19 protein-coding genes are annotated in these 16218 nt (G+C 60.0%); 10 read left to right on the forward strand and 9 right to left on the reverse strand.

Features of this window, described 5'->3' with window-relative positions; translation table 11 throughout:
• Positions 1-26: 26 nt before the first annotated feature.
• Both ACIPIZ_RS08510 and ACIPIZ_RS08515 read left to right on the forward strand, forming a co-directional pair.
• Positions 27-476, forward strand: a complete 450-nt coding sequence (locus ACIPIZ_RS08510) for a YcgN family cysteine cluster protein (RefSeq protein WP_064388423.1) — start codon at positions 27-29, stop codon at positions 474-476.
• Between the two features lie 37 nt (positions 477-513).
• On the forward strand, positions 514-1743 hold the full coding sequence (locus tag ACIPIZ_RS08515) for a hypothetical protein (RefSeq protein ID WP_105708475.1): 1230 nt from the start codon (positions 514-516) through the stop codon (positions 1741-1743).
• A 102-nt stretch (positions 1744-1845) separates the two neighbouring features.
• Here the strand turns inward: ACIPIZ_RS08515 and ACIPIZ_RS08520 are convergent, their stop codons facing one another.
• The 4 genes from ACIPIZ_RS08520 to ACIPIZ_RS08535 all read right to left on the reverse strand — a co-directional run bounded on the left by ACIPIZ_RS08520 (position 1846) and on the right by ACIPIZ_RS08535 (position 4065).
• A complete protein-coding gene (locus ACIPIZ_RS08520; protein ID WP_064388419.1) occupies positions 1846-2223 on the reverse strand; it encodes a DUF2892 domain-containing protein in 378 nt (125 codons plus the stop codon).
• Between the two features lie 81 nt (positions 2224-2304).
• A complete protein-coding gene (locus tag ACIPIZ_RS08525; RefSeq protein WP_007911337.1) occupies positions 2305-2775 on the reverse strand; it encodes an RNA methyltransferase in 471 nt (156 codons plus the stop codon).
• 183 nt (positions 2776-2958) lie between these two features.
• Entirely contained in the window at positions 2959-3330 is a 372-nt protein-coding gene (locus tag ACIPIZ_RS08530; RefSeq protein ID WP_007911336.1) for a YajD family HNH nuclease, read from the reverse strand.
• Between the two features lie 48 nt (positions 3331-3378).
• On the reverse strand, positions 3379-4065 hold the full coding sequence (locus tag ACIPIZ_RS08535; RefSeq protein WP_105708477.1) for a spermidine synthase: 687 nt from the start codon (positions 4063-4065) through the stop codon (positions 3379-3381).
• A gap of 80 nt (positions 4066-4145) precedes the next feature.
• Between ACIPIZ_RS08535 and ACIPIZ_RS08540 the strand changes: the two genes are divergently transcribed.
• On the forward strand, positions 4146-4430 hold the full coding sequence (locus ACIPIZ_RS08540; protein ID WP_064388414.1) for a hypothetical protein: 285 nt from the start codon (positions 4146-4148) through the stop codon (positions 4428-4430).
• On the opposite strand, the gene ACIPIZ_RS08545 is transcribed toward ACIPIZ_RS08540, so the two are convergent.
• Together ACIPIZ_RS08545 and ACIPIZ_RS08550 are read right to left on the reverse strand one after the other, a co-directional pair.
• Positions 4427-4900: a cyclic nucleotide-binding domain-containing protein gene (locus ACIPIZ_RS08545; RefSeq protein WP_034153174.1), complete on the reverse strand. Its 474-nt coding sequence runs from the start codon at positions 4898-4900 to the stop codon at positions 4427-4429. The genes ACIPIZ_RS08540 and ACIPIZ_RS08545 overlap by 4 nt on opposite strands.
• Positions 4901-5099: 199 nt before the next feature.
• On the reverse strand, positions 5100-7154 hold the full coding sequence (locus ACIPIZ_RS08550) for a S9 family peptidase (RefSeq protein WP_401164954.1): 2055 nt from the start codon (positions 7152-7154) through the stop codon (positions 5100-5102).
• A 226-nt stretch (positions 7155-7380) separates the two neighbouring features.
• Between ACIPIZ_RS08550 and ACIPIZ_RS08555 the strand changes: the two genes are divergently transcribed.
• From ACIPIZ_RS08555 to ACIPIZ_RS08565, 3 genes are read left to right on the forward strand one after another with little or no spacing between them, the layout of a single operon-like run.
• On the forward strand, positions 7381-7878 hold the full coding sequence (locus ACIPIZ_RS08555) for a hypothetical protein (protein ID WP_064388410.1): 498 nt from the start codon (positions 7381-7383) through the stop codon (positions 7876-7878).
• A 16-nt stretch (positions 7879-7894) separates the two neighbouring features.
• The gene (locus ACIPIZ_RS08560; protein ID WP_064388409.1) at positions 7895-8671 is read left to right on the forward strand and encodes a class II glutamine amidotransferase; all 777 of its coding nucleotides are present in this window, start codon (positions 7895-7897) and stop codon (positions 8669-8671) included.
• A 13-nt stretch (positions 8672-8684) separates the two neighbouring features.
• Positions 8685-9227, forward strand: coding sequence for a DUF2937 family protein (locus ACIPIZ_RS08565; protein WP_401164957.1), 543 nt, complete (start codon positions 8685-8687; stop codon positions 9225-9227).
• Between the two features lie 123 nt (positions 9228-9350).
• On the opposite strand, the gene ACIPIZ_RS08570 is transcribed toward ACIPIZ_RS08565, so the two are convergent.
• Complete coding sequence (locus ACIPIZ_RS08570; RefSeq protein WP_064388405.1) at positions 9351-10262, reverse strand: LysR family transcriptional regulator; 912 nt, start codon at positions 10260-10262, stop codon at positions 9351-9353.
• Between the two features lie 159 nt (positions 10263-10421).
• Between ACIPIZ_RS08570 and ACIPIZ_RS08575 the strand changes: the two genes are divergently transcribed.
• From ACIPIZ_RS08575 to ACIPIZ_RS08590, 4 genes are all read left to right on the forward strand, one after another.
• Positions 10422-11708 (forward strand): MFS transporter, encoded by a 1287-nt coding sequence (locus ACIPIZ_RS08575; RefSeq protein ID WP_253479794.1) that lies wholly within the window; start codon positions 10422-10424, stop codon positions 11706-11708.
• A 61-nt stretch (positions 11709-11769) separates the two neighbouring features.
• On the forward strand, positions 11770-12522 hold the full coding sequence (locus ACIPIZ_RS08580; RefSeq protein ID WP_150647051.1) for a 5-oxoprolinase subunit PxpA: 753 nt from the start codon (positions 11770-11772) through the stop codon (positions 12520-12522).
• A complete protein-coding gene (locus tag ACIPIZ_RS08585) occupies positions 12519-13223 on the forward strand; it encodes an allophanate hydrolase subunit 1 (RefSeq protein ID WP_105708490.1) in 705 nt (234 codons plus the stop codon). Before ACIPIZ_RS08580 ends, ACIPIZ_RS08585 begins: the two co-directional genes overlap by 4 nt.
• Positions 13220-14137, forward strand: a complete 918-nt coding sequence (locus ACIPIZ_RS08590; protein ID WP_150647052.1) for a biotin-dependent carboxyltransferase family protein — start codon at positions 13220-13222, stop codon at positions 14135-14137. The genes ACIPIZ_RS08585 and ACIPIZ_RS08590 overlap by 4 nt, the downstream gene beginning before the upstream one ends.
• A gap of 87 nt (positions 14138-14224) precedes the next feature.
• On the opposite strand, the gene ACIPIZ_RS08595 is transcribed toward ACIPIZ_RS08590, so the two are convergent.
• Together ACIPIZ_RS08595 and ACIPIZ_RS08600 are read right to left on the reverse strand one after the other, a co-directional pair.
• On the reverse strand, positions 14225-15403 hold the full coding sequence (locus ACIPIZ_RS08595; RefSeq protein ID WP_064388394.1) for a VWA domain-containing protein: 1179 nt from the start codon (positions 15401-15403) through the stop codon (positions 14225-14227).
• 12 nt (positions 15404-15415) lie between these two features.
• On the reverse strand, positions 15416-16218 hold an 803-nt coding region (locus ACIPIZ_RS08600; protein ID WP_401164960.1), incomplete at its 5' end, for an AAA family ATPase.

The following is a 16218-nucleotide window of genomic DNA, read 5'->3' on the forward strand; positions in this document are numbered from 1 at the left end:
CACTACCTGATGTTGATGCTTGAGCCATGGTCGCCAAAGTCGAACCGTTCTGGAAACGCAAAACCCTCGATCAACTCGATCTGGAGGAGTGGGAATCGCTGTGCGACGGTTGTGGTCTGTGCTGCCTGCAAAAACTTGAGGATGAAGAAGACAATAGCGTCTATTACACGCGCATCGCCTGCAAACTGCTTGATCTGAAAACCTGTCAGTGCAGCGATTACCCGAACCGCATCAAGTTTGTCCCGGACTGCATCCAGCTCACCCCGGGCCAGGCCGAAGAATTCAAGTGGCTGCCGCCGACCTGCGGTTATCGCCTGGTCAGCGAAGGCAAAGACCTGCCACCGTGGCACCACCTGGTGAGCGGTGACCGCGATGCAGTGCATCACGAGCGGATCTCCCAATCCGGGCGCATGCTCGCCGAGGGCAGCGTGCCGGAAGATGACTGGGAAGATCACCTGATTTTCCGCGCGGGCTGAATCAACCGCAGAGTTCAAGTTTCACAAAGGAGTGTGTATGGCTGTGGGATTGCAGCGATCGCTGCTGGTTGCACTGCTGGCGCTGAGCGCACCGGTGTGGGCAGCTAAGAAAGTGGACCTGGATTACCACGTGCGCCTGTTGCCGCAGAGCGATCAGGCTGAAGTGCGCCTGACCCTCGCCAAGGGCGAAGCGGTGCGCAGTCTCGACTTCGACCTTGGCGACGGCAGCCATTACAGCGACTTCAAGGCTGACGGCCAGTGGCTGCTGAGCCCGGGCAAACAGGCGCGCGGGGTCTGGCGCCCCGCCAGCGAAAAGTCCAGCCTGACATACCGTGTACGCATCAGCCACGGCCGCAAGAACGGCAGCTTCGACACGCGCATGACCCCGACCTGGGCGTTGATGCGTGGCGACGAACTGGTGCCGCCGGCCAAACTCGATCAGCAGGACGGCATCGAACTGGTCGCGCGTCTGCAATTCGAATTGCCCGAGGGCTGGAAGAGTATCGAGACCGCTTGGCCACGCATCGGCAAGAACAAATTCCGCATCGATAATCCATCACGCCTGTTCGACCGCCCGACCGGCTGGATGCTTGCTGGCCATCTCGGCAGCCGCCGCACACGGCTGGGGGAAACCGAAGTCACAGTGGCTTCGCCACAAGGGCAGGGCATGCGCCGCATGGATGTGCTGACCTTGCTGACGTTCGTCTGGCCGCAGGTGCAGGCCGTTTATCCACGCCATCCGGCCAAGCTATTGATCGTGGGGGCCAACGATCCGATGTGGCGCGGCAGTCTCGGCGCGCATGAATCGATTTATCTGAACACACGATTGCCGCTGGTCAGCGAGAGCGGCAGCAGTGCGTTGGTGCGCGAGTTGGCGCAGGTGTTTGGGCGGATCAACGATGAGCAGCGCAGCGCCTGGATCAGCGAGGGGTTTGCCGAGTATTACGCCATTGAATTGGTACGCCGTGCCGGTGGCATGAGCGATGAGCGTTATCAGGCGTTGCAGGCGAAACTGGCCAAGGACAGCCAGAAGGTCACGACCCTGCGCGGCGCACAGATCAGCCCGGCGCAGGTCGCAAAAGCAGTAATTTTGTTGCAGGAGCTGGATCGCGAGATTCGCTTGCAGACGCGCAACAAGCGTTCGCTGGATGATGTGTTGCGTGGGGCGATGCATCTGGGCACGGTGAGTACCAAGGCGTTTGTGCAACTGGCCGAGAGCGTTCTGGGCGAGTCGTCCAAAGTCCTTGATACCGCGTTGCTTCAGTGACACCGCTATCGCGAGCAGGCTCACTCCTACAAGGGAACGCATTACAAATGTAGGAGTGAGCCTGCTCGCGATGGGGCCTTTAGCTCCACCGCAACTCTTGGATCAAACCCCGGCTTTCGGCGACTTCACCGAATCATTGCCGGTCACCGTGGCGGTGCTGGTCGCCGCCTCGGCATTCGCCTTCAGCTTGCTCAACTCTTCCCCGGCCCGCTCGATCTTCGCGCGCACGTTGTTCATGTCCTGACGACTCTTCTCGATCAGGCTTTTCATCGAGCTGTGCCCGGTAATCCCGCGCGCCATGGCCACGCCGCCAATCGCCACCTGAATCAAACCAAACACACCGCCACGGCGCAGGCCTTTGCCGACCATGATCACGCCGCCCGCGAGTGAGCCGATGCGCTCCCAGCCTTCGACGTTCTGCTCGGAATGGCTCTGGAACGGGGTGGATTCGATGCGTTCGACACGTTTGAGCTCGGTCATGATCTTTCTCCAGGCAATGAGTAATCGATAAACAAGCTGACTGCCGGAGCGGTCAGCTCGTTCCATCGAATATGCGGTGTTTCAGCGGAATTTCGGCCCGGAGCGGGTGTTCAGGCCCTTGGCCATGCGGTCGTAGAGCACGACGTTGACCGTGGCGGCGAGGTTCATGCAGCCGGTGGTCGGGATGTACACGACGTCTTCGCACCAGTCGCGGATCTCTTTATCCAGCGAACCGTCTTCGGGACCGAAGATGTACAGGGCGCGATCCGGGTGGGTGTATTCCGGCAACGGGCGGGCGCCTTCGACCAGTTCCACGGCGACCGGTACGCAGTTGAGCGGGAGAATCTTTTTCAGATCGTCGATACCGATCAGCGGGATGTCATAGTGCACGCGTTTGGTGTCGGTGACGAAGTCGGCGGCGCGTTCATAGCGCTTGCCGGTGTAGAACACTGACGCCACGCCATAGCAGCCTGCGGCGCGCATCACCGAACCGACGTTCTCCGGTGATTTGGGGTTATACAAACCAATGCAGCTGTACCGTTTGTCTGCCACGAGCGGGGTGCCTTCGGGAAAAAGAGCGCGATTATACGGGGATTGGGGGAGGGCGGGCAGATTCAAGATTTGCGGTGTTCGGGAGATCGCTATCGCGAGCAGGCTCACTCCTACAGGGGAACGCATTCCAAAATGTAGGAGTGAGCCTGCTCGCGATGGGGCCTTAACGGCCAATAAAGATCTTTAATCTTCTTTTTTCATCAACCCGGCCAACGCGGCAAACGGGTTATGCGTCGCCTTGGCAATCTTCGGCGTGCTCAGCGAGCCTTCGCTGAAATACTGCTGATCGGTATAACGCGAATGTTCGTTATCGTGGCAATACAGGCACAACAATTCCCAGTTCGAGCCGTCCTGCGGGTTGTTGTCGTGGTTGTGATCGCGGTGATGCACGGTCAGTTCGCTCAGGCGCTTGCCGGAAAACTCACGGGTGCAGCGGCCACAGACGTGCGGGTACATCTTCAGGGCCTTGTCGCGGTAGCCCATTTCCTTGTCGCGCTGGTTGTCGGCGAGGATGCGATCCAGCTTCGACGTGTTGGTGGGGGTGGACGAACTCATGGGTTCACCTTTGTAAAAGACTAATGACGGTTATGTGCAGAGTTTAGCTCAGCCCTTGAGCTTCTCGGCAATCCAGATCGTGTGGCGCGTGCCCTTGTTGCCATGGGCAAAGACCTGGATTTCTTCGGCCTTGAAACCGGCCTTCTTCAATTTGTCGGAAAACAGCCGATCAGCACTGGCCGACCACACGGCGAGCACACCTTTGGGCCGCAGGGCCTTGGCGCACGCGTTCAGACCGGCGGCCGAGTACAACCAGCTATTGGCCTTCTGGGTCAGGCCTTCAGGGCCGTTGTCGACGTCGAGCATGATCGCGTCGAAGCCGTTCGGCTCGCTTTGCAGCACCTTGGCCACGTCTTCCTGACGGATCACCGTGCGTGGATCAAGCAACGGGCGACCGGATTTTTCCCCGAGCGGGCCACGGTTCCACTCGACCACGCCGGGCACCAGCTCAGCGACCACAACTTCAGCGCTCTTGCCCAGGTGCTTGAGCGCCGAGGCGAGGGTGAAGCCCATGCCCAAACCGCCGATCAGCACCCGCGAGTCCGGCCGGCCAGCGACCTTGCGGCACGGAATTTCCGCCAATGCGTCTTCGGAACCGTGCATGCGCGTGTTCATCAATTGTCCGCCGTCACCGCCCTGGATCTTGATGACAAAATCCTCGCCATACTCGAACAGGCACAGGGCACCGCCGCTTTCAGGGATCGGGGTAGTGTCGAGCAGAACGAAACGTTTCATGGAAATCTCTACAAGGGGGAAGGCAAGCAGGCCCGTTGGGAGTAGCCTGAGCGCAGACTAGAGGCCAAACGGAGCCCTTGATGAAGCGCACCATTCTAACGGTCATTGCCCTGGCCGTGCTCTCGATTACTGCAGTGCAGGCGCAGCAGACGATTCCGCTCAGCCCCGCGCCGCAACCCGGCTCGCCCGGCACCGCGACACCGACGCCGTATCCGCAGATCACGCCGATCAACATTCCCAAGTCCGGCGCCGGCAGTGGCAGCCCACCGCTGGTGCCGATCGAGATGCCCAGCCCGCCGAGCAAGGATCAACCGCTGCCCGGTATCGAACCGAGCGGCACCAAGGCGAAATCCCCCGGCGGTTAAACCTGTTGCGCCGCCAGTTGACCGTCGGCCATGCGCAGGCGCTTCGACAGCGAAACGGCGAGGGCGCGGATGATCTTCGCGGCGATCTTCGGCGCGTCGTTGAGCATTTTTTCCAGCGAGTCCTTACCCAAGTTCAATAGCTGACAGTTCGTCGCCGCCACGCACGTTGCCGAGCGTCGCTCACCGTCGAGCACGGCCATTTCGCCAAAGGCACGCCCGCTGCGCAGGGTGGCCATGGTGATGACCTGGCCATCGGGCCCGGTTTTCTGCACGGCGACCTGGCCGGTGTGGAGGATGCACATGAAACTGCCGGCATCGCCCTCGCGGAAAATCGCTTCGCCTTCGGCCACGGTGCTGATGCTGAAATAGCCGGAAGCGGCCGCAAAGTCGGCCAGTTGCAATTGATCGAACAGGCCACAGTCCATCAGCCAGTCGCGGATTTCGTTGTTCAGGAAGGTCGGTTCTGACATGTCGTCACGGTCTTTTTGTTTTTACTGTTTCAGGCTTCACACGGCCCGTGTAGGAGCTGCCGCAGGCTGCGATCTGTTGATCTTGCCTTTGAAAAAATCAAAATCAAAAGATCGCAGCCTTCGGCAGCTCCTACAGGAGATCTGTGGGGTATCGGCCTCTTGGGTCTGCAATTAAGACCCAAGTGACCGACGGAGTTCCTCAGACCAGGCCCAAAACCTTGAAAACAAATGCGTATTCGAGCGCTACGTCACGTAATCCCTGATAACGCCCGCTCATCCCGCCATGCCCGGCGCCCAGTTCAGTCTTGAGCAGCAGGACGTTGTCGTCGGTCTTGGTTGCGCGCAGTTTCGCCACCCATTTGGCCGCTTCCCAGTACTGCACGCGGCTGTCGTTGTAGCCGGCGATTACCAGCGTCGCCGGATAATCCTGCGCGGTGACGTTTTCGTACGGTGCATACGCCTTGATCCGCTCGTAAACGTCCGGCTCTTCAGGGTTGCCCCATTCGTCATATTCGGTGACGGTCAGCGGCAGGTCGGGGTCGAGCATGGTGTTGAGCACGTCGACGAACGGCACTTCGGCAATCGCCACACCGAACAGATCCGGACGCTGGTTGAGCACGGCACCGATCAACAAACCACCGGCGCTGCCACCGCTGATTGCCAGTTTATCGGCGGTAGTAATGCCGTTGAGGATCAGGAATTCGGCGCAGGCAATGAAGTCGCTGAAGGTGTTGTGTTTGTGTTCCTGCTTGCCGGCGCGATACCAGGCTTCGCCCAGTTCACCGCCGCCGCGCACATGGGCGATGGCGAAGGCCATGCCGCGATCCAAGAGGCTCAGACGGGCGTGGGAGAACCACGGATCAAGGCTCGAGCCGTAAGCGCCGTAACCATACAGATACAGCGGCACCGCTTGGCCGACCATTTCGCGCTTCATCACCAGGCTGATCGGCACTTGCGTGCCGTCTGGCGCAGTGGCCCACAGACGCTGGCTGACGTAAGCGTCGGCGTCGAACGGGCCGAGCACCGGGGTTTCTTTGAGTATCGTCTGCTCGCCGGTGGCGAGGATCAACTGGCGCACCTGCGCCGGACGGTTCAACGCCTCGTAGCGCAGACGAATGCGATCGCTCTCGAACTCCAGGCTGTTTTGCACATAGAGGCTGTAGGCAGCATCCGGCAGTTGCACGCGATAGGGGGCCAGGCCGTGTGGGTGAACCTCGATGATCGGCAGGCCACCTTCGCGCAGGCTCAGGGTCATGGCCTCGGTGTTGAGGCTGACACCGTCGAGCATCACCGTGTCGCTGTGCGGGATCAGATTTTGCCAGTCGGCTTCGGTCGGCGCGGTGCCGGTGTCCGGGGCCTGATACAGGGCGTAGTTGATGCCGTCGCGATTGGTACGGATAAACCACGTCCACACGCCATCGAGCAGGCCGTGATCGACGTCGTATTCATGATCTTCGACCCGTGGCGCCAGGCAGGTGAAGGGCTGGTGCGGATGATTGGCGTCGAGCGCCCAGACTTCGCTGGTGGTCTTGCTGCCCAGCGACAGCAGCAGTTGCTGTTCGGAACTTGAACGGTAGCAATGCAGGAAGAAACGCCCGTCCGGCTCGTTGAACACTTCTTCGGCAGCGGTGCCGTCGAGGCGATAGCGCAACAGCTTGTGTGGGCGGTGCGTGTCGTCGAGTACGCCGAAAAACAGGGTCATGCTGTCATTGGCCCAGGTCATGCTGCCGTCGCAGTCTTCGAATTCCAGTTCGCTGACCTTGTCGTTGGACAGTTCCTTGACGAACAGCGTGTAAATCTCATCGCCCGAGGCGTCGACGCTGTAGGCCAGACGTTGATGGTCCGGGCTGATGCTGAACGCACCCAGCGAGAAGAACCCGCCGTTGGCCAGCACGTTCGGGTCAAGCAGCAGTTGTTCGCGGCTTTCGTCGAGGGTCAGGCTGTCATCGGCCGGACGCGGGCAGCGGTAATGCCGGGCGTATTCGTCACCGGCGGTAGTGCGCGTGTAATACAGGTACGGGCCCCAAGGCGAGGGCAGGGACAGGTCGGTTTCAAGAATCCGGCCCTTGATCTCTTCGAACAGCGTTTCGCGCAACTCGGCCTGATCGGCGGTTTGCGCCTCTTGGTATGAGTTTTCGGCCTTGAGGTAATCGAGCACCGCGTCGGTGTCGCGCTCCTGCAGCCAGGCATACGGGTCGGCACCGGCAGCCTTGTGGGCAATCGGAGCACTGATGACGTTGGCGGATTCGGGCATGGAAGGCTCTCGGACATTGTTCGGAATAAAGGTTTTCACAGCGTTTGAAACCGCCGCAGACCGTGTAGGAGTGAGCCTGCTCGCGGCAAGGCCGGCACATTCAACATCAATGTTGTCAGGCTGTCCGTCATCGCGAGCAGGCTCACTCCTACAGGTCGCATGTCTATTGGGACAAGCCTGGCGGGCGAAAAGTCGTTACTATAAGCGCCTCTTTGCCTGCCTTGCCATGGACACCATGACCGAGAACGACTATCTGATCGCCTGGGGCCTCTACGCCTTTGCCGCTGTGGGCTGCCTGTTGGTATGGATGCGCCTGACTACCTGGATGTGGCGCTGGTTGCGCGAGCCGTTGCGCGTACTGATGGCCGTGTTGCTGTTCAGCCCGACCATCATTGATCCGGTGAAGGCCAAGGTTGCGCCGTCCATTGCCATCACCGCACTGGATCTGGCCTTCAAGGTCGGCAACAACGCCTGGCGTGCGGTCTCCGACCTGTTCATGTACGGCATGATCGCTTTTGGCCTCTATCTGATCTTCGTGCTGATCCGCTTCCCGATTGAACGTGCATCGCGTGCGCGCCGAGAGCAGGCCGAGGCTGCCAAAGCCGCAGCCCGTGCCGATGACCGCAACGACGATCAACCGTTCGGCGCTGCTGGTGATGACCGCTACGGGCGCCCACCGGTCCCGAACAATCCGCAGCGCATGCGGGTCGAGCCGCGTCTGTAATCCCGAGAGTCCGCACATGTGTGAATTACTGGGCATGAGTGCCAACGTGCCGACCGATATCGTTTTCAGCTTCACCGGTCTGATGCAGCGCGGCGGCCGCACTGGCCCGCACCGCGACGGTTGGGGCATCGCCTTCTATGAAGGCCGTGGTTTGCGACTGTTTCAGGACCCGGCAGCGAGCAGTGAGTCGGAAGTCGCCAACCTGGTGCAGCGTTATCCGATCAAGAGCGAAGTGGTCATCGGCCACATCCGTCAGGCCAACGTCGGCAAGGTCTGCCTGTCCAACACCCATCCGTTCGTCCGCGAACTGTGGGGGCGCAACTGGTGCTTCGCGCACAACGGCCAGCTCGCCGATTTCACCCCGATCAAAAGCTTCTACCGCCCGGTCGGCGATACCGACAGCGAGGCGGCGTTCTGCGATTTGCTCAACCGCGTGCGTGCAGCATTCCCGGAGCCGGTCGAAATAGAGGAACTGCTGCCGGATCTGGTCGCCGCGTGCGCCGAATACCGCAGCAAAGGCGTGTTCAACTGCCTGCTCAGCGATGGCGACTGGCTGTTCTGCTATTGCTCGACCAAACTCGCACAGATCACCCGGCGTGCACCGTTCGGCCCGGCGCGGCTGAAGGATGTCGATGTGATTGTCGATTTCCAGGCCGAAACCACCCCCAACGACGTGGTGACGGTGATCGCTACCGAACCGTTGACCGAAAATGAAACCTGGACCCGCTACGAACCGGGCCAATGGAGCCTGTGGCGACGCGGCGAATGCGTAAGTCAAGGCAAGACCGAATAAGGATTTGCACCCCATGTTGCTCAGTTATCTACGGCTGGTGTTGTTTGCGGCGGGCCTGTTGATCGGTGTCCAGGTGCCGGGTTTCATCAACGATTACGCGAAACGGGTCGAGGCGCACCTGATCGAAGCGCAGACCGGTTTGCGCGGGTTTCAAGGGACTGCCGAGCAGTTCTTCAAGGGCGATATGCAGGCGCTGGTTGCGCATTACCGCGCCAGTGAAGATCCGATCTTCCGCAGCGACGCTGACAGTTTGAACACCTTGCTCACGCGTCAGGTGGCATTGGACAAGCAGTTCCAGGCGATGCAAGGCCCGTGGTACATCCGCTTCCTGCAAGTGGTGCTGGCGGCTGATCCGGACATTCGCAAGGAAACCTGGAACGGTTACAGCTATCAGATCCTGCTGACTCCGGAAGCGATGATCTGGGGCATGAGCGGTGCGTTGCTGCTGTCGTTCGGCATTGAATGCCTGTTCCGCTTGATCGATTGGGTTGTTCTCGGTGGCCGACGCCTGCGCCAGAGCCGGCCGATCGAAGACCGCGACGTGCGCGGCCTCTAAGATCAGCGCAGTAAGGATCGTTCCCACGCTCTGCGTGGGAATGCCTCATCGGACGCTCCGCGTTCGGCTTTCGAGGGACGCGGAGCGTCCCGGGCTGCATTCCCACGCGGAGCGTAGGAACGATCAACTTAACGCGATGTAGTCCTTGCCCACCTTGTGGGCATACCCTTCCAGCACCTGCTGACACAACGTCACAATCTCCTCGACCCACTCAACGCCCACCCGCCACGACACCACCACCTGCAAGTTCGGTGGCCGTTGATCAATCGCCAGCAAGGTCAATTCCCCCCGCGCCAATTCCTCAGCCACCAGCACCGGTGGCAGCACACCAATGCCAAATCCATCACGCAATAACCGGGTAATCGCCGACACCGAATTCACGCAGTTCAAGCGTGGCGCCAGCACCCCGTTGGCCTGCATCAGCGCCAGAAGATCCTGATGCGGTCGGGAGTTTTTCGAGTAGGTGATGATGCGTTCCTGCGCCAGTTCGGTGAGGTCGGCGTAGTCACGGTTGTAGATCGAATTGCTCGCGACAATCCAGCCCAGTGGATGACTGGCCAGCTCCAGACTGCGCACGCTTTCATGGCGCACCAGATCGGTTTGCAGAACGATATCGAGAAAGCCTTTTTGCAGCTGATCGCAGAGGTTCAGCGAGGTATCCGCCACCAGTTCGATTTCCACCCGTGGATACAGATCGGTCATCTGCGCCACCAGCGGGCTTAGCCAGGTGTGGATCACCGTGTCCATCACGCCAATGCGCACCCGACCGACCTTGCTCGAACGGGTCTCGATCGACTGCCTGAGTGCCGACATGGTGTCGAGCATCTGTTCGGCATATTCCAGCACTTTGAGACCTTCGGGCGTCAGGCTGACACCGCGCGAATCGCGCAGAAACAGCTTCACCCCCAACTCGCCCTCCAGCACCGCAATGCGGCTGGAAATCGACGCCTGAGTGGTGAACAGCTTGTCAGCGGTCAGGCGAAAGCTCTTCAGGCGGGCGACCCAGACAAAGGTCTCGAGAAACTTCAGGTTCATGGGCAAGGCTCGGGTGACAAATTTTTCTTATGGCTAAGGCGGGTTTTTATTCGTTGGACGCGGCAGGGCCGCGCGACGAAAAATCGACGCATCCGGTCCCCACGATAGGCGTCGTCGGGGCTACGAACAAGACCAATAAAAAACCTGCGGAGATAAGCCATGAGTGCTCCCGACACCCTAGAAGCATCCACGGCAACGGCGCGTCCGGGGCCGTTCGACTGGTATCGCAACATCAACCAGCAGGAGCGTCGCACGTTCTGGAGCTGCAAGATCGGCTACGGTCTGGACGGCATGGACACGCAGATGCTCAGCTTCGTCGTGCCGACACTGATCGCGATGTGGGGCATCACCACCGGCGAAGCGGGGCTGATTCACACCAGCACGTTGATCGCTTCAGCGATTGGCGGTTGGGTCGCCGGGATTCTCTCTGACCGTATCGGTCGCGTGCGCACCCTGCAACTCACGGTGTTGTGGTTCGCCTTCTTCACCTTCCTCTGCGGCTTCGCGCAGAATTACGAACAACTGCTGATCGCGCGCACCTTGATGGGCTTCGGTTTCGGCGGCGAATGGACCGCCGGTGCGGTGCTGATCGGCGAGGTGATCCGCGCCAAGGATCGCGGCAAAGCGGTGGGCATGGTGCAATCCGGTTGGGCGCTGGGCTGGGGACTGACGGCGATTCTGTATGCGCTGCTGTTCTCGGTGTTGCCGCCGGAAGATGCCTGGCGCGCGCTGTTCATCCTCGGCATTGTGCCGGCGATTTTCGTGATTTTCGTGCGTCGACTGGTGAAGGATCCAGAGATTTATCGCGAGGCCAAGGCTCAGCAAACGCCAGAGAACCAATCAAAGTTCTACGAAATCTTCGCGCCCGGCATGCTCTTCACTACGTTCCGCGCTTCGCTGCTGACCACGGGTGCGCTGGGTGGTTACTACGCAATTACTTCCTGGCTGCCAACCTTCCTGAAAAACGAGCGCGGTTTGAGCGTACTCGGCACCGGCGGTTATCTGGCGATGGTGATTGTCGGCTCTTACGTCGGCTATGTGATCAGCGCCTACCTGACCGATCTGCTCGGCCGCAAAAAGAACTTCATTCTCTTCGCGGTCGGCTCGTTCACCATCGTTCTGCTCTATACGCAACTGCCGGTGAGCAACGGCGTGATGTTGTGGCTGGGCTTCCCGCTGGGTTTCTTCGCTTCGGGGATTTTCAGCGGCATGGGCGCGTTTCTCACTGAGCTGTTCCCCACGCGGATTCGCGGTTCCGGGCAGGGCTTTTGCTACAACATCGGTCGGGCGCTGGCGGCATTGTTTCCACTGCTGATCGGTCTGCTTAGCCAGAAAGTACCGTTGAGCGTCGGCATTGGCGCATTTGCGGCGGTGTCTTACGGCGTGGTGATCATCGCGGCGTTGAGCCTGCCGGAAACCCGTGGCAAGCAACTCGATGCGCAGTAACTGATAACCTGCGTCGTAAAGTCCTACAGATAAAAAGACAAGCCCTACAGGAGTGTTCACCGTGAGCCGCCTGCTATTGAATTGCGACATCGGCGAGAGCTTCGGCAGCTGGACCATGGGTCTGGATGCCGAGGTCATGCCCTTCATCGATTGCGCCAACGTCGCCTGCGGCTTCCATGCCGGTGACCCGAGCATCATGCGCAAGACCGTCAGCCTGGCCTTGAGCCACGGCGTAAAAATTGGTGCGCATCCGGCCTATCAGGATCTGGTCGGTTTCGGTCGCCGCTCCATGGCGTATTCCGCGCAAGAGCTGCAAGACATCCTGCATTACCAGATCGGCGCCCTCGACGGTATTTGCAAGGCGCAGGGCGGACGGGTCAGTTATGTCAAACCCCACGGCGCGATGTACAACGACATGATGGCCAACCCGGCGCAATTGCGTGCGGTGATCCAGGCTGTGGCCGCTTACGACCGCAGCTTGCCGCTGATGCTGATGGCCACTCGCGACAATTCTGCCGCGCAGCAAATCGGCGATGAGTACGGCGTGACCCTGTGGTTCGAAGCCTTCGCCGACCGTGCCTACGACAGCGCCGGCAAACTGGTCTCGCGACAATTGCCGGGCGCGGTGCATCACGATCCCGAGATCATCATCGAGCAAGCATTGACCATCGCCCGTGGCGACAACCTGACCGCCAACGATGGTAGCGCCTTGCACCTGCAAGCCAATACGCTCTGTGTGCACGGCGACAACACCAGTTCGGTGGCCGCCGTGCAACGCATTCGCCACGCCTTGAATCAGCAGAGCGCGTCATGAACCCAAGGATTGAAGTGGTGGCACTGGATTGCCTGATGTTGCGTTTGTTCGATGAAATCGCCGAAACCAACATGCCGTGGATGCTCGCCGCCAGTGAGCGCTTGCGTGTGGTATTTGGCGGGCAACTGATCGATCTGGTGCCGTCGTATACGACGTTGATGGTGCATTACGATCTGACGGTGTTGAACCCGAATCAGGCGCGCGCATTGATCGCTGAAGCGTTGATCGACCTGTCGCCGAATGCGCGAACCGCTGGCCAATGTCATGTGCTGCCGGTCTGGTATGACCTCAGCGTCGGGCCTGAATTGAGCTTGCTGGCCGAGCGCAGCGGGCTGGCGATCGAGGAGGTGATTCGTCGCCACAGTGGTCGCGAATATCAGGTGTTCGCCCTGGGTTTCGCGCCTGGTTTTGCCTTTATGGGTTTGGTCGAAGAGATGCTGGCGGCGCCTCGTTTGAACACGCCGCGCAAGAAAGTCGCGGCCGGCAGCGTCGGCATTGCTGAACGCCAGACTGCTGCCTATCCCGTCGTGTCCCCCGGTGGCTGGAACCTGATCGGTCGCACGCCGGCGAAACTGTTTGATCGTCATCGCGATGGCTACAGCCTGATGCAACCCGGCGACACCGTGCGGTTTGAAGCAGTCAGCCACGCCGAATTCATCCGTCTGGGCGGCGACGACACGCCACTGGAGGCGCAGGCATGAGCCGACTGACGATTGAGGCGAGTACGCCGCTGTGCCTGTTGCAGGACGCCGGGCGATTTGGCGTGCGGCATCTGGGCGTGACCCAGGGCGGCGCGGCGGATTGGAACGCGATGAGTTGGGCCAACTGGCTGTTGGGCAATGGTCTGGATGTGCCGGTCGTCGAAATCACCCTGGGTGGGTTTGCTGTGGTGGCTGACGAGGATTGTTTGCTGGCACTGGCCGGGGCGGATCTCGGTGCGCAGGTCGACGGTCAGCCGTTGGCGCCGTGGCGCAGTTTCAAGTTGGGCAAAGGGCAGACATTGCAGTTCAAGCAGCCGTTGCTTGGGGCTCGGGCCTACCTGGCGGCGCCCGGTGGCTTTGTGGCGCCGAAGGTGCTGGGCAGTAGCGCCACGGTGGTGCGCGAACAACTCGGTGGCCTGGATGGCATGGGGTTGCCGTTGGCCAAGGGTTCGGCGCTGAGTTATCACGGGGGATCGCAGTGGGTGCGGGAACTGCCCTTGGCGCTGCGGCCGGATTTGAAATCGACAGCACCTCTGGATCTGGTGCTTGGCGCACAGATCGGCCAGTTCAGCGGGCAGAGCGTGTTCGATGTGTTCAACAGTGCCTGGACACTGGACAGTCGCGCGGATCGCATGGGCATTCGTTTGCTGGGCAAGGCGTTGGAATATCAGGGCCAGCCGATGATTTCCGAGGGCATTCCGTTGGGCGCGGTGCAAGTGCCGCCGGACGGCCAGCCGATTGTATTGCTCAATGATCGGCAGACGATTGGCGGCTATCCGCGATTGGGCGCGTTGACGCCGTTGGCGTTGTCGCGGCTGGCACAGTGTCTGCCGGGGGCTCAGGTGCGGTTGCGGCCTGTAGTGCAGGACGTCGCGCACCGTGAGCACATCAAATATCTGCAGAGATTTGGCTGAAGATCAAAAGATCGCAGCCTTCGGCAGCTCCTACAGGGGAATGCGAATTTCACTGTAGGAGCTGCCGCAGGCTGCGATCTTTTGCTTTTATTTGGACAAAAACCGCATCCCTTCCTCAAGCCCGCGCAACGTCAATGGGTACATCTGATCCTCGATCAAATCCCGCACGATATTGGTCGACGAGGTATACCCCCACGTATCTTTCGGATACGGATTGATCCAGATGAGCTTCTTGTATTTCTCCATGAAACGCTGCATCCACACATAACCCGGCTCTTCATTCCAATGCTCGACACTGCCGCCGGCCTGGGTGATTTCATACGGCGCCATGGCGGCGTCACCGATGAAAATCACCTTATAGTCAGCGCCGTACTTGTGCAGCAGATCCTGGGTCGAAGTGCGCTCCGAAGTGCGGCGCATGTTGTTCTTCCACACCGATTCGTAAACGAAGTTGTGGAAGTAGAAGTACTCCAGATGCTTGAACTCAGTCTTGCAGGCCGAGAACAGCTCCTCGCAGATCTTCACGTGCGCGTCCATCGAACCGCCGATGTCGAACAGCAATAACAGCTTCACCGTATTGCGCCGCTCCGGGCGCATCTGGATGTTGAGTAGCCCGGCGTCCTTGGCGGTGTGGTCGATGGTGCCGTCGATGTCGAGTTCTTCCGCCGCGCCCTGGCGAGCGAACTTACGCAGACGACGCAGGGCAACCTTGATGTTGCGCGTGCCCAGTTCCACCGAATCATCGAGGTTTTTGTACTCGCGCTGATCCCAGACTTTCACCGCTTTGCCCTGGCGCTTGCCGGCATCACCAACCCGAATGCCTTCCGGGTTGAAACCACCGGAACCGAACGGGCTGGTGCCGCCGGTGCCAATCCACTTATTGCCGCCGGCGTGGCGTTCCTTCTGTTCTTCCAGACGCTTCTTGAACTCTTCGATCAGCTTGTCCAGACCGCCAAGGGACTGGATCTGTGCGCGTTCTTCGTCAGTCAGCGATCGCTCGAACTCCTTGCGCAGCCAGTCTTCGGGAATCAGTGCCTGCAAGTGATCGTCGAGCTTTTCGAGGCCATTGAAGTAGGCGCCGAACGCGCGGTCGAACTTATCGAAATGGCGTTCGTCCTTCACCAGAATCGCCCGCGACAAGTAATAGAACTCGTCCATGTCGGCGAAGGTCACGCGCTGTTTCAGCGCGTTGATCAGGTCGAGCAGCTCGCGCACCGACACCGGCACCTTGGCGGCACGCATTTCATTGAACAGGTTGAGCAACATGGCATCAGCCTCTTAGCGAGAACCGCGACGGCTCATGAACGCCAGACGCTCAAGCAGTTGCACGTCCTGTTCGTTCTTCACCAAGGCACCGGCCAGCGGCGGGATGGCTTTGGTCGGATCACGTTCGCGCAGCACCGCTTCGCCGATGTTGTCGGCCATCAGCAGCTTCAGCCAGTCGACCAGCTCGGAAGTCGACGGCTTCTTCTTCAGGCCCGGCACTTTGCGCACGTCGAAGAACACGTCCAGCGCTTCGCTGACCAGATCCTTCTTGATGTCCGGGTAATGCACGTCGACGATTTTCTGCAGGGTCGGGCGATCCGGGAACGCGATGTAATGGAAGAAGCAACGGCGCAGGAAGGCGTCCGGCAGCTCTTTTTCATTGTTGGAGGTAATGATGATGATCGGGCGCTTCTTGGCCTTGATGGTCTCGTCGATCTCGTAAACGTAGAACTCCATCTTGTCGAGTTCTTGCAGCAAGTCGTTAGGGAACTCGATGTCGGCCTTGTCGATCTCGTCGATCAGCAGAATGACCCGCTCTTCAGACTCGAAAGCCTCCCAGAGCTTGCCTTTTTTCAGGTAGTTGCGCACGTCGTGGACTTTTTCGTTGCCCAGTTGCGAGTCGCGCAAACGGCTGACCGCATCGTACTCGTACAGGCCCTGATGAGCCTTGGTGGTGGACTTGATGTGCCAGGTGATCAGCTTGGCGCCGAACGACTCGGCCAGTTGCTCGGCGAGCATGGTCTTGCCGGTGCCCGGCTCGCCCTTGACCAGCAGCGGCCGCTCCAGGGTGATGGCGGCGTTGACCGCCAGCTTCA

This window comes from Pseudomonas sp. NPDC087690, assembly GCF_044743175.1.
Taxonomy (GTDB): Bacteria; Pseudomonadota; Gammaproteobacteria; order Pseudomonadales; family Pseudomonadaceae; genus Aquipseudomonas.

What these genes read in the sequence shown, in the direction of transcription:
- ACIPIZ_RS08520 (WP_064388419.1), bottom strand. Translation starts at nt 2,223, where the DNA reads ATGACCGAGCTCAAACGTGTCGAACGCATCGAATCCACCCCGTTCCAG.
- ACIPIZ_RS08585 (WP_105708490.1), top strand. Translation starts at nt 12,519, where the DNA reads ATGAACCCAAGGATTGAAGTGGTGGCACTGGATTGCCTGATGTTGCGT.
- ACIPIZ_RS08570 (WP_064388405.1), bottom strand. Translation starts at nt 10,262, where the DNA reads ATGAACCTGAAGTTTCTCGAGACCTTTGTCTGGGTCGCCCGCCTGAAG.
- ACIPIZ_RS08540 (WP_064388414.1), top strand. Translation starts at nt 4,146, where the DNA reads ATGAAGCGCACCATTCTAACGGTCATTGCCCTGGCCGTGCTCTCGATT.
- ACIPIZ_RS08530 (WP_007911336.1), bottom strand. Translation starts at nt 3,330, where the DNA reads ATGAGTTCGTCCACCCCCACCAACACGTCGAAGCTGGATCGCATCCTC.
- ACIPIZ_RS08595 (WP_064388394.1), bottom strand. Translation starts at nt 15,403, where the DNA reads ATGTTGCTCAACCTGTTCAATGAAATGCGTGCCGCCAAGGTGCCGGTG.
- ACIPIZ_RS08575 (WP_253479794.1), top strand. Translation starts at nt 10,422, where the DNA reads ATGAGTGCTCCCGACACCCTAGAAGCATCCACGGCAACGGCGCGTCCG.
- ACIPIZ_RS08560 (WP_064388409.1), top strand. Translation starts at nt 7,895, where the DNA reads ATGTGTGAATTACTGGGCATGAGTGCCAACGTGCCGACCGATATCGTT.
- ACIPIZ_RS08550 (WP_401164954.1), bottom strand. Translation starts at nt 7,154, where the DNA reads ATGCCCGAATCCGCCAACGTCATCAGTGCTCCGATTGCCCACAAGGCT.
- ACIPIZ_RS08565 (WP_401164957.1), top strand. Translation starts at nt 8,685, where the DNA reads ATGTTGCTCAGTTATCTACGGCTGGTGTTGTTTGCGGCGGGCCTGTTG.
- ACIPIZ_RS08545 (WP_034153174.1), bottom strand. Translation starts at nt 4,900, where the DNA reads ATGTCAGAACCGACCTTCCTGAACAACGAAATCCGCGACTGGCTGATG.
- ACIPIZ_RS08515 (WP_105708475.1), top strand. Translation starts at nt 514, where the DNA reads ATGGCTGTGGGATTGCAGCGATCGCTGCTGGTTGCACTGCTGGCGCTG.
- ACIPIZ_RS08535 (WP_105708477.1), bottom strand. Translation starts at nt 4,065, where the DNA reads ATGAAACGTTTCGTTCTGCTCGACACTACCCCGATCCCTGAAAGCGGC.
- ACIPIZ_RS08590 (WP_150647052.1), top strand. Translation starts at nt 13,220, where the DNA reads ATGAGCCGACTGACGATTGAGGCGAGTACGCCGCTGTGCCTGTTGCAG.
- ACIPIZ_RS08510 (WP_064388423.1), top strand. Translation starts at nt 27, where the DNA reads ATGGTCGCCAAAGTCGAACCGTTCTGGAAACGCAAAACCCTCGATCAA.
- ACIPIZ_RS08555 (WP_064388410.1), top strand. Translation starts at nt 7,381, where the DNA reads ATGGACACCATGACCGAGAACGACTATCTGATCGCCTGGGGCCTCTAC.